General features: G+C 76.3%; 2 protein-coding genes. One reads left to right on the top strand and one right to left on the bottom strand.

All coding sequences use genetic code 11. From position 1 onward, the window contains the following. The first annotated feature begins 79 nt into the window (after positions 1 to 79). Positions 80 to 631 (top strand): TerB family tellurite resistance protein, encoded by a 552-nt coding sequence (locus tag AB0A94_RS16270; protein WP_361744735.1) that lies wholly within the window; start codon positions 80 to 82, stop codon positions 629 to 631. Here the strand turns inward: AB0A94_RS16270 and AB0A94_RS16265 are convergent. Then, on the bottom strand, positions 608 to 12,544 hold the full coding sequence (locus tag AB0A94_RS16265; RefSeq protein ID WP_361744733.1) for an amino acid adenylation domain-containing protein: 11,937 nt from the start codon (positions 12,542 to 12,544) through the stop codon (positions 608 to 610). The genes AB0A94_RS16270 and AB0A94_RS16265 overlap by 24 nt on opposite strands. Between the last annotated feature and the right edge of the window lie 17 nt (positions 12,545 to 12,561).

Genomic DNA, 12,561 nt, shown 5'->3' with positions numbered 1-12,561 from the left:
TTTGCCGTCCGGGAACATGGGCGCGGCCGCGTCCGTTTGACCGGACGGACCGTGACAGCGACAGAAGAGGTGGCACCAAGTGGCGATGTTTGACCGGCTCAAGGAACAGGCCAGGGCCCTCCAGCAGTCCCAGGGCGCACGGGCGGGAGGCGGACAGCAGCACGGGCACGGTTCCTCCTCGGGCGGCGGTTCCAAGGCCCAGCTGATGGGGCTGTTCAAGTCCCAGCTCGCGTCGGCCAAGGCGGAGCTCAAGAGCGGCGCCTACCGGGACGCCAGCATGGCGATGTGCGCGCTGGTCGCCGCGGCCGACGGACGCGTCGACCCGGCCGAGCGGCAGCGCGTGGAGGAACTGATCGTCTCCAACGAGGTGCTGCAGAACTTCCCGGCGGACCAGCTCCGCAAGCGGTTCAACGAGCACGTGGACCGGCTCACGGCCAACTTCGAGCTGGGCAAGGCCCGGGCGCTGGAGGACATCGCCAAGGCGGCGAAGAAGCCGGCCGAGGCCCGGGCCGTCGTCCAGACCGGCATGGTCGTCGCCGGGGCCGACGGCAGCTTCGAGCCGGCCGAGCAGTACGCCGTGCGCGACGCCTGCTCGGCCCTCGGCCTGTCACCGGCGGAGTTCGGTATCTGACGGAGGCTCGGACAGACCGGCGCCCGGTGCCGGGTCGACGGTGTGACCGAGCAGGTGCAGCGGTGCCGCCGTGACCCCGGCCTCCTCCACGGCGTCCCAGTGGGCCCGCGCCACCGCCGCGTCCACCAGGCCGTGCACCAGCGGCAGCCGGTCGTCCGAGGCGCGCAGCAGGGACTCGGTGCGGCAGGAGGCCAGGGTTCCCTCGATCCAGGGCTGGGCGAGGTAGCCGGCCGCCGCCGCGGCCGGGAGGTCGGCGGCGACCTCCCGGCCGGTGTGGCCGACGTGCAGCAGCCCGCCGCCCACGACCAGGACGTCGTTCCGTTCCCGCATACGGGCCAGGGCCCGTCCGGTGTCGAAGCAGTGCGGGAAGGAGTCGTCGACCACGACGGCACCGGGCCGCAGCCGGTCGACGTCGAGCACCGCCGTCGCCCCGCTCACCGCCGTCACCAGCAGGTCCGCGGCGTGCACGGCGTCCGGCAGCATCCGCTGCGCCTCGACGACCTCCACCTCGCCGGCCAGCCCGCGCTCCCGCAGCCGACGGCCGAGTTCCCGCAGCCGTGGTCCGCTGCCGCGCACGTCGCACAGCAGCAGACGCCGGGGCGGGCGGGCGGCCAGCGACAGCAGCAGCTCGAGCGAGGACGCACCGATCGAACCCAGCCCGGCGAACGCCACCTCCAGGTCCGCGAGGTCCCGGCCGGTCGCGTCCAGCGCCGCGTGCACCGTCTTGACCACCGACACCACCGTCGCCGCGTGCCCCGTCGTCACCGCCGACGGGTACTGCCGGTGCCGCAGCACGTCGAAGCCGTATCCGGTCAGCGACGGGATCATCCCGGCGAGGGACACACAGCGCGCGCCCAGGGAGGCGGCCAGCGACACCGCGCGAGCGGTGTGGTCCACCAGAGAGGCCCCCCGCCCGAGTTCGTCGGCGAACAGCGGCACGCACACGAAACCCGACCGGCCCAGCGGCGTGCGCACCGTCTCCAGCAGCCTCGGCCCGCCGTCGGGGAACAGCAGGTCGCGCACCTCGGCCCGGGGCAGCGCCGCCTCGGGCAGGCCGGCCAGTCGTGCGAGGTGCTCCGGCGCCGGCAGGTAGCCGACGAGAGCCGCGTCCATCGTCCCCCGCCGCTTCCTCGGCGGGGGCACCACGATCCGGCGGTTCCCGGCCGCCCGCACCAGACGGGCGCGCACCGAGCGGACGAAGCCGTCGAGCGCGGCCGGGGAGAACGCGGCGGCGCTGCCCCGGACCGTGACCCGCAGCCCGTCACCGTCCGGCCGTACCGCCATGAACAGGTCCGTCGCCGACGACGGCGGCAGGAACACGCTGTCCGCCGCCTCCCACGACACCCGCAGCGCGCCGTCGCCCCGCGGGGCCAGCGCGGCGAAGTCGAGGTAGGTGAAGAAGAACTGCGACGTCACGGGCAGACCGTCGGCGCGCCGGGGAACGACGTCCTCGTGGGCGCGCGCCTCCTCCGCCTCCGCCACGATCCGGCGCAGCGCGTCACCGGACTCCCCGTCCGTCAGGGGCGCGTCGGCCGCACCGGCCGGTCGCACGGGTACGGCGCCGGCGAACGGCCCGAAGATCCGGTGCGCGTCGGGCAGCGCACCGTCCCGACCGCTGACCGCCAGGCCCACGACCAGATCCGGCCGGCCCGTCACCACCGTCAGCTCCTGGTAGTAGGCGGTCAGCAGCGGGGCGTACAGCGTGGTCCGCGCGGCCGAGGCGACCTCGCGCAGGGCGGCCGTCAGTGTCGCGTCGAGCGTGAACCCGGCCGACTCGAAACGGTGGTCGCCGCTCACGGCGGCGGTGCGCAGCACCGGCGGCCGGTACGGGGCGTTCAGCCGGCCGGCCCGGGCCCGGTGTTCCGCCGTGGCCGGTGCGCCGGCGCCGGACCCGGCCGCCGCCAGGGCGTGGTCGCGGAAGCCGGCCCGCGGCGCGGGCGGTGCGGGCACGGCACCTTCCGCCAACCGGTCGTACACCTCGGTGAGTTCCCGTATCAGCAGTGCCGAGCTGTAGCCGTCGCCGATGAGATGGTGCGCGTGCACCAGCAGGACGTGCTCCCGCGGTTCCAGGGTGAGCACCCGGAGGCGTATCAACGGCCACGCCCAGGGTTCCAGGCGTCGCTCCGCCTCGGTCGCGGACCGCTCGTCCACCTCGGCGGGCCCGGCGACCGTCTCGAAGTCGACCGGCAGCCGCAGCGACCGGGGCAGCTCCTGCTGAACGGGCGGCCGGGCACCGGCGGGAAAGACGGTGCGCAGCATGCCGTGGCGCTCCACCAGCACGTCCACCGCCCGCTGGAAGAGGTCCGTGTCCAGCGGCCCGGACAGCCGGAGCCGCGCCAGCCACGTTCCGCCGCCCGGCGAGAGCGCCTCGGCGAGGAGGAATCCGCGCTGACCGGGAGTGACCGGGAACGGACCGGGGTCCTGGTCACCGGCCGGAACGGGCGCGGCGCCCCCGGCCTCGGAGTCCCCTCCCGCAGCGGCGCCCCCGGTTCCGGAGTCCCCTTCCGCGGCGGCGTCCCCAGCCTCGAATTCCCCTTCCGCGGCCGCGTCCAGGGCCTCGGAAGCCCCATCCGCGGCGGCGTCCACGGCCTCCGCCAGCGCGGCGAGGGTGCGGTGACGGTAGATCACGGTCGGCCGGGGCAGCGGCCCCGCCCGCTCCGCGAGCCGGGCGAACACCTGCAGGACGAGCAGTGAATCGCCGCCCCGTTCGAAGAAGTCGTCCTCCCGGCACACGTCGGTCACCCGCAGCACGTCGCACCAGATCGCCGCCAGCCGGCGTTCGGTCGCCGTGGCCGGGGGAGTCCTCCCGTCACCGGACGACGCGTCCGGACCGCCGGAGGCGGCCTCGGCGCCCGTCGTCAGCAGCGCCGAACGGTCCACCTTGCCGGTTCCGGTCAGCGGCAGCGCGTCGACGCACGTGATCCGCGCCGGAACCATGTACGACGGCAGCAGCCCGGCCACATGCCGGCGCACCTCACCCGCGACCGGCGGTTCGGCCCCCGTCCGGGTGGTGACGAAGGCGAGCAGCCGCCCCTCGTGCGCGAGCACCACGGCCCGCCCGACACCGGGACAGGTCTGCAGCGCCGCCTCCACCTCTCCCGGCTCCACCCGGTTCCCGCGGATCTTCACCTGGTCGTCGAGCCGCCCCAGGAACTCCAGGACGCCGTCCGCCGACCGGCGCACCCGGTCCCCGCTGCGGTACCAGCGCCGCCCCCCGCGCATCGTGAACGCCCGCGCGGTCAGCTCCGGTTCGCCCAGATAGCCGGTGGTCAGACCGACGCCCGCGATGAGCAGTTCCCCGGCCTCGCCCGCGCCGCACACGGCACCGTCGGCGTCGACCACCTCCAGCAGGGCACCGGCCGCGGGCCGCCCGATCGGCAGCCGCCGTACCTCGTCGCCCGGGCGCGCCCCGATGATGTGGCAGGTGGCGTTGACGGTCGCCTCGGTCGGCCCGTACAGATTCGCGATGCGCGTGCCGCCGCCGAACAGGTCGAACCAGCGCCGCACATGCTCCACGGGCAGCGCCTCACCGCCGACGTGCACCCAGCGCAGCGCCGACAGGTCCACGGGTGCCACGCCCCGCGCCGCCCGTACCTCGGCGGCGGACAGCAGCTGCTCCCACAGCGTCGGAACGGAACTCCACACGGTCACCCGCGCCCGCTCCACGTGCGCCAGCAGCAGCTCGGGATCGCGCAGCAGGTGCCTGGGCACGGTCACCACGGTGCCGCCCACCATCAGCGGCGCGAGCAACTGGCGCACCGAGGCGTCGAAGCACGGCGACGCGGTCTGCGCGAGACGGTCGCCGGGGCCGTAGCCGAAGGTGTCGACGGCCCAGTCGAGGTAGTTCTCCATCGCCCGGTGGGAGACCGGCACCCCCTTCGGGCGTCCCGTCGACCCGGAGGTGAAGATGACGTACGCGACCGCCCCGGGGTCCGGCGCGACGGCGACGGGGCGGCCGTCGTCGGCGGGCGGGGCGTCGGCGGGCGGGGCGTCGGCCGCCACCGTCCGTACGCCGGTCAGGGCCTGGGCGAGGCGCAGGGTGGGGGAGTGGCACACCACCGTGGAGGCGCCCGTACGGGTCAGCTGATCGGCCAGCCGCGCCCGGGGGTGCTCCGGATCCATCGGGACCCAGCCGGCCCCGGCCCGCAGGATGCCCACCACACCCACCACCGTGTCCGCGCCCTGCTCGGTGAGCAGCCCGACCAGGTCGCCCGGACGGACGCCGTCGGCACGCAGCCGTGCCGCGAGCGCGGCGGAGGCGCGGTCGAGCGCCCCGTAGGTGAGGGACGCGTCCCCGGCGTCGACGGCGATCGCGCCGGAGCGCGTACGGAACCGGTCGAGCAGCCGGGTGACCAGGGGAACGTGTCCGTCGGGCCGGGGGGACGGCACCGGTCCGGCGGGAGTGCGCGAGGCGGCCGCCAGCTCCCCGCGGAACTCCCGGTCCAGACGGGCCACGGTGGCCCGCTCGAACAGCGGCGCCGGGAAGTTCCACGACACGCGCAGCACCGGACCGTCCGCCCAGCACAGCAGGGACAGCCGGGTCGTCGCCGACCCGGTGCCGGCCGCGGTCGCCCCCACCTCCACCGGGCAGCCGGGGGCCGCCGCGGCCGGGAACCGGGCGAAGCTGAAGCCCGCCGGGCTCACCGTGCGGGGGCCGGCACCGTCGCCGGGCAGCATGCCGGCCAGGTCCAGGCTGCTCACCCCGGCGTGCCGCTCGCTCTCCAGCCACCGGCGGCGCAACCGCTCCGCCAGCGCCACGACCGGCTCCCCGTCGTCCACCTCGCACAGCAGCGGCAGGGTGTCGGCGAGCGGACCGACGAGCCGCTCCACCCCCTCGAAGCGGTCGTCGCGGCCCGCCCTGGCCACGTTCACGGCGACGTCCCGGCGCCCCGTCCACCGCGCGAGGCAGCGCACGTACGCGGCGAGGAGCAGATGGAACAGGGACACGCCGTGCGCGGCGGCGAGCCGTTCGAGACCGGCACTCGACTCCGCGTCGAACGCGCCGTGGTGCTGCACGATCGGGCCGGTCGCGGGAGCGTCGGGATCACCGTCGTAGGGCAGCCGCAGGGGCGCGCCGCGCGCGGCGAGACGCTCCGCCCAGTAACGCCGGACGGCGTCCGGCACGCCGGAGCGCCGCGTACTCGCCGCGTACCGCGCGAAGTCCGGTGCGGGAAGCGCCTGTTGCGGTGCGGGCTCGCCGTGCCACAGCGCGGTGTACGCGGCCCACAGTTCCTCGGCGAGGACGTTGAGGCTGTACCCGTCGGCGGCCGCGTGGTGCACGACCAGCAGCAGATGGGCGAGCTCCGGCTCCTGGCGGAGCAGCACGGCACGCACCGGCGGACCCGCCGTCAGGTCGAAGGGCCGGTTGCACACGGCGGACTCGATACCGGCCACGTCCTCGGCGGCGCAGTCCAGCACCTCGTACCAGTCCGCCACCGGAACCGGCGCCGCCACCCGCTGCGCCGGCCGGGCGCCCGAGGTGTCCACCCGCAGCCGCAGCATGCCGTGCCGTTCCGCCAGGTGTGCCAGCGCCCGGCCGAGGAGGCCGGTGTCGAGCGGTCCGCGGACCGTCAGCCGCAGATGACCGCGCGCCGGGACGTCCGGGTGGAGCAGGCTGCTGGTGTGCAGCGCGAGCTGGACGGGTGTCAGCGCGAAGGGCTCGCCGTCCGGGCGGTCCGGGGTCCGGTCGTCGAGGTGGGCGGCGAGTTCGCGCACGGTCCGGTGCTCGAAGAAGAGCGTGGTGGGCAGGTCCCGCCCCAGCTTCCGCTCCAGCCGCTTGACGAGGTCGACGGCGCCCAGCGAGTCCAGGCCGAGGGCCAGGAACGGCGTGTCGTCGTCGACGGCCGCCGGCGGGACCTCGAGGGACCGCGCCAGCAGCTCCCGCAGCACGGCGGCCGTACCGGGGGAGGCCGGGGTCCGCCCACTCGTCTCGTCGGCCGTACCGGGGGAGGCCGGGGTCCGCCCATCTGTCCCGTCGGCCGTGGGCGGCGGCACCGGCACGGCGGGAGGCGCCACGGGTGTCAGATCGGCGAGCACCAGCTGCGCCACGTTCGTGCCGCAGGCCGACCACAGGGCCGCCAGCGCGGGCGCCGTCGCCAGCGGACGGCCCGCGGCGGTCGCGAGACCGGCGGCGCCCCCGGCGGCGAGACCCGTCTCGCCGAACGGGCCGAGGTTCACCGACAGCCACGGGCGGCCCGCCCGCCGCTCGGCGCCGGCGAAGGAGTCGAGGAAGGCGTTCGCCGCCGCGTACGCGCCCAGGGCGCCGGCCAGGCCGGGAAGCACCGACGACACCGACGAGAACGCGACGCACACCCCGGGGCGCTGCCCGTGCCGGTCCAGCGCCCCGGCCAGCAGGACGGTGCCGAGCGTCTTCGCGCCCAGCGCGTCGACCGTCTCCCGCACGTCCGTGCCGCGCAGACTGCCGGGCCGGGCGACCCCGGCCGCGTGGAAGACGGCGTCCAGCGGGGGCAGCCCGGCGACGAGCCGTTCCACGTCGTCGGGGACGGTGAGGTCGGCCCTGACGTAGCGGGCGTCGGCGCCGAGCGCGGTGAGCTCTTCCAGCAGGCCCCGGGGCGGGTGGGACGAGCGGCCCGCCAGTACGAGGACGGGGCGGGCGCGGTCGGCGAGGTGCCGGGCCAGTGCGGAGCCGATGCCTCCGGCGCCGCCCGTGATGAGGTAGGTGCCGTCGGCGGGCAACGGGGCCGTGTCGGCCGCGTGTTCCCCGGTGCGCGGCACGACGGTCCGCACCGAGCGCTGCCCGGCCCGCCATGCGACGGCTCCCTCCGCCTGCGGCGCCGACGCCTCGGCGAGCAGTGCCCGCAGGTGCTGTTCCTCGTCGTCGAGGGAGGAGAGGTCGATCCAGTTCGCGATCACCCCCGACTCCTCGGGGACGGCCAGGGCCAGGCCGCCGAGGATCGCCTGGGCGGGGTCCGGGTGCTCCGGGCCGTGGCCCGTGACGTGTGCGTCCCGGGTCACCACCAGCAGGCGGCGGGCGCCGGTGCGGTCGAGCAGTGCGAGTGCTTCGCGTAGCGCCGTGACTGCCTGGTGCTGGTGCTGTTCCAGGTCCGGCAGCGTTTGGGGTCGGGCCGTGTCGGCGAGCAGGATCACGGTTTCCGGAGGCTCGACGTCATCCGCCCCCTGGTCGACGAGTCGGTCTGCCAGTCGGCGTACCGCTGTCGGGTCCGCACCGGTCACTACGACGCCGGGGTGCGTTGCCACGGGCCGGGGGTGGGGTTGCGCCGCTCGGCGCTCGCGAGGTGCCTCCCCCAGTGCCTGAACGGCCTGGGAGGTGCCCCCATCGCCCACCCGTGCCGCCCCGGCGGCACGACTGCCCGCGGAGGGCGTGTTCCGCCACACGATGTCGTGCAGCAAGCCCTGCGCTGCGGGTTCGGGCCAGTACCTGCGTCGTTGGTACGGGTAGGGCGGGAGCGGTATCCGTCGGTGTCCCTCGTCGAGTGCCGTACGGTCCACTGGTACGCCTCGGGTCCACAGTTGTGCCACGACCTCCAGCAACTCCCGTGCACCGAACGGTGTCGCTGGCATGGACACCATGAAGACATCGCCGTCCGCCGTGACCGTCCGGGTCGGACCGAGGTCCACGAACGTGTCGTAGCCCTCCTCCACCAGACGCGCCACCGCCCGGTCGAACCGCACCGGGCGCAGGGCGTGTTCGCGCAGGTGGTCCGGGGTCATCGGCGGCTGCCACGCGGCGGTGAGCGTGCTCATCACCGGCGTCGTGGGCGCCGTCGGCGTCAGCCCGCGCGCCGCGTCCGCCAGGGCCTGCGCCACCGGCTCCATCAGCGGGGAGTGGAAGGCGCGCGACACCCGCAACGGGCGGACCGCCGCGCCCTGTCCGGTGAGCCGCCGCGAGGCCCGGCGGACCGCGTGGGGGGTGCCGGAGATCACCAGCCGCCCCGGCCCGTTGTACGCCGCGACCGCCAGTTCACCCCCGGAGGCGTCCACCAGGGCGGCCACCTCCCGTTCCCCGGCGCCCAGTACGGCCGCCATGGCGCCCGGTGCGGTCGACCCGCCCATGAGCCGGCCACGTTCCGCCGCGAACGTGACCGCCTCGCGCAGGGACAGCGTCCCGCCCACGCAGGCGGCCGCGAGTTCGCCGACGCTGTGCCCGACGACCGCGTCGGGCCGTACGCCCCAGGCGGTCAGCTGCCGGGCGAGGGCGACCCCGTGCGCGACCAGCAGCGGCTGCGCCACCTCCGTCGCGGCCAGGTCGTCCTCGGACACGTCGCCGTCGGCGCACCAGTCCGTCAGCTCCCGCCCGCCCACCGTGCCGACGAGCGCCGACGCCTCGTCGAGCGTGGCGCGGTACACCGGTGCCGTGGCGTACAGCGCCCGGCCCGGACCCGGCCGCAGGCCGCCCTGACCGGGCAGGACGAAGACGGTCCGGGGCCGGTGCGTCACCGTCCCGGTGAGCGCGCCCCGAAGCGCCGTGGACGCCGCGGCGAGCCGTTCTGGCAGGTCGCCGTCGGCGACGAGCGCGAGACGGTGGGGCCGGTCGTCCCGCGCCGCACCGGCCGTCGCGCAGACGTCGGCCTCGTCGAGTTCCGGGTGCTCGCGCAGGTGCTCCGCGAGCCGCGACGTCCACGCCTCCAGCCCCTCCGCGCTGCCCGCCGAGAGGGTCAGCAGACGGGGGCCGCCAGCCGCCCGGCGCGCGGTGCGCACCGGCGCGGGCGGGGCCTCCTCCAGGACGGCGTGCGCGTTGGTGCCGCCGAAGCCGAAGGCGTTGACGCCCGCCCTGCGCGGCCCGTCCGACTCCCAGCCGGTCTCCCCGGTGACCAGGGCGAACCCGGACCGTTCCACCGCGGGGGAGGGCGGGGTGTGGTGCAGCGAGGCGGGCAGCCGGCCGTGGCCGAGGGCCAGGACGACCTTCACCAGCGAGGGCAGCGCGGCCGCGTTCAGCAGATGCCCGATGTTGGTCTTCACCGAGCCGAGCAGCCGGGGCCGGCCGTCCGGGCGGGGCGGGAAGGCGTGCGCGAGGGACCGCAGTTCGATCGGGTCGCCGACGGCCGTGCCCGTGCCGTGCGCCTCGACGTAGGTCACCGACGCCGGGTCGACGCCGCAGTCCTCGTACGCCCGGGTGATCACCTCCCGCTGGCGCAGCGGATTGGGCGCCAGCAGACTCAGCGACGTACCGTCGTTGTTGACGGCGGTGCCACGGACGACGGCGAGCACCGCGTCACCGTCACGGCGGGCCTCCGCCAGGCGCCGTACGACGAGTGCCGCCCCGCCCTCGCCCGGTACGAACCCGTCGGCCGCCGAGCCGAAGGCGCGGCCGCGCCCGGTCGGCGACAGGGCCTGCGCCGCCTCCAGGGACCGGTGCGCGGCCGGGGTCAGATGCAGGTTGACGCCGCCGACGACCGCGATGTCGCACTCGCCGTCCGCGAGGCTGCGCCGGGCCAGGTGCAGGGCCACCAGGCCCGAGGAGCAGGCGGTGTCCACGGCCAGCGCCGGGCCGTCCAGGTCGAGACAGTGCGCCACGCGGGCGGCGACGAGGTTCGGGAGGTTGCCGGTCAGGACGGCCTCGGCCGGCGGCGCACCGCCGGGGGCGGCCTCGGCGAGGACCTGCCGGTAGCCGCTGTCGCCGACGGCGGCGAAGACGCCGATCCGCAGGCCGTGGCGGCGCGGCCCGGCGTATCCGGCGCGTTCCAGTGCCTCGTGGGCGAGTTCGAGGAAGATCCGCGCCTGCGGGTCGAGCGCGCGCGCCTCCTCGGCACCGATCCCGAAGTGGCCGGCGTCGAAGGCGGCGGGGTCGTCCAGGAAGGCGCCCCACCGTCCGTCCTCCGCCCCGGCCGTGCCCCAGCGGCCCGCGGGCACCGTCGTCACGGCGTCGCGGCCGGCGGTGAGCAGCTCCCAGAACTCCTCCGGCGTACCCGCGCCGGGGAACCGGCAGGCCAGCCCCACCACGGCGGTCTCCGTGCCCCGCGACGGCGTGCCGCCCGCGATCTCCCGCCGCCCGGACGCCTGCCGCCCCGCCGCGTCCAGGAGGTGGTCGGTGAGCGCGGCCACCGTGTCGTCGCGCATCACGGCCGGCCCGAGCGTCACGTCCAGCGCCCGCTCCAGTCCGGCGAGCGCCTCCATCGCCTTGAGCGAGCCGCCGCCCAGCTCGGCGAACCGGTCCCGGTCCCCGAACGACGGCTCCGGTATCCCCAGCACCTCCGCCCAGACCTCCCGCACCACGCGCCGCACCTGGGCGCGGGAGCGGGGCGTCGGCGCCGGGCCGCCGGACGGCCGCAGCGGCTCCCGGCCCGTCGGGACCGCCCCGGAGGCGGCCATGGGCCGGTACGCCCCCGCCTCGAACCGCGACCGCATCCGCTGCCGCTGCACCTTGCCGCTGGTCGTGCGCGGGAAGGCGGACGGCGGAAGCGCGAACACCCGCACGTCGTCGTGGCCCAGCGCCGCCCGGACCCGCCCCGCCACCCGGTCCAGCACCCCGGCCGCCGCATGCGGCGGCCGGGCCCAGGCCACGAACACCACCACCCGCTCCCCGCCGGTCACCGGGTCGGTCGACCCGATCACCGCCGTCGTCCCGGCCGGCACCCCGGGCGTGGCCGCCGCGACCTCCTCCATGTCCGGGGCGTGGAACGTACGGCCGTTGACGAAGAGCACGTCCTTGTGCCGGCCGCTGACGCACAGCCGGCCGTCCCGGAGGAAACCGAGGTCACCGGTGCGCAGCCAGCCGTCGGCGAAGGCGGCCGCGGTCGCCTCCGGCAGACCGTGGTACCCCCGGGCGACCTGCGGACCGCGCACCTCGACGTGCCCCACCCGCCGGTCGCCCAGCGGACGGCCCCGGTCGTCGGTGACACGCACCGAGCACCCCGGCACCGGCAGCCCCACGTCCATCAACTCCACGGCGTCGCCGCCCGGTTCCCGCTCCACCGCCCGTCCCCGGCTGAGCGCGGCACGCTCCAGCGCCACGGGCACGGCCACCTCGCCCGGCGGCGGGAACGTGACGGCCAGGGTCGCCTCGGCCAGTCCGTACACGGGCGTCGCCGCCCGGGGGTCGAGCCCGGACGGCCGGGTCCGGGCGGTGAAGTCCCGCCACACCGCCGGCGAGATCGGCTCGGCGCCCACCAGGATCAGCCGTACCGTGCTCAGGTCGAGGTCCGCGAACACCTCCTCGGGGACCCGGCGGATGGTCAGCGCCAGGGCGAAGTTGGCGGCGGACAGCAGGGTGGCCCGGTGCGCGGCGGCCACCTCGAACCACAGCCGGGGGTTCTTCGCGAACGACAGCGGGGCGATCCGCACCTGCTTGGCCCGCGCGGCGAGCGGCGCCAGATGGGTGCCGATGAGCCCCATGTCGTGGAAGTACGGCATCCAGCTGACCACCACGTCCCGGTCGGTGAGCGCGGCGGCCTCCATCAGCTGGCGGAGGTTGGCCAGCACGGCGGCGTGGGTCAGCTCCACACCCTTGGGCGCCCCGGTGCTGCCGGAGGAGAACTGCAGGAACGCCAGGTCCTCCGGGTCGGCGGTGGCGGGCGACCCGACGGCGGCGGACGTCCTCAGCTCCTCCAGCCGCAGCACCCGGGCGCCGTCCGGGAGCCGGCCGGCCACGTCCGCGCAGGCCTCGTCCACCGCGACCGGGGGGCGGCCGAGGTGCTCCCACACGGGGCGGACCCGCCGCACGTCGGGTGCCAGCGGCACCGGCACCAGACCGGCCGCGAGCGCGCCCCAGAACAGGGGCTGGAAGTCCTCGCCGCGGTCCGCGACCACCGGCACGCAGGTGCCCGGCGCGACTCCCGCGTCGCGGTAACCGCCCGCGACGCGCAGGGAGTCCTCCAGCAGCCGCCGGAAGGTGACGGGCGTTTCACCGCCGTCCCCCCGGACATGGACGACCACCTGGTCGGGGGCACGGCGGGCGGCGTCCAGCAGGACGTCCAGCAGGGTTACGGCGTTCATGGGTCCGTTCGTTCACG

Origin of the sequence: Streptomyces sp. NPDC044984, assembly GCF_040646935.1 — a bacterium.
GTDB lineage: Bacteria > Actinomycetota > Actinomycetes > Streptomycetales > Streptomycetaceae > Streptomyces.
The sequence above is the reverse complement of the archived record's forward strand: the minus strand, read 5'-3'. Positions and strand labels throughout refer to the sequence as shown.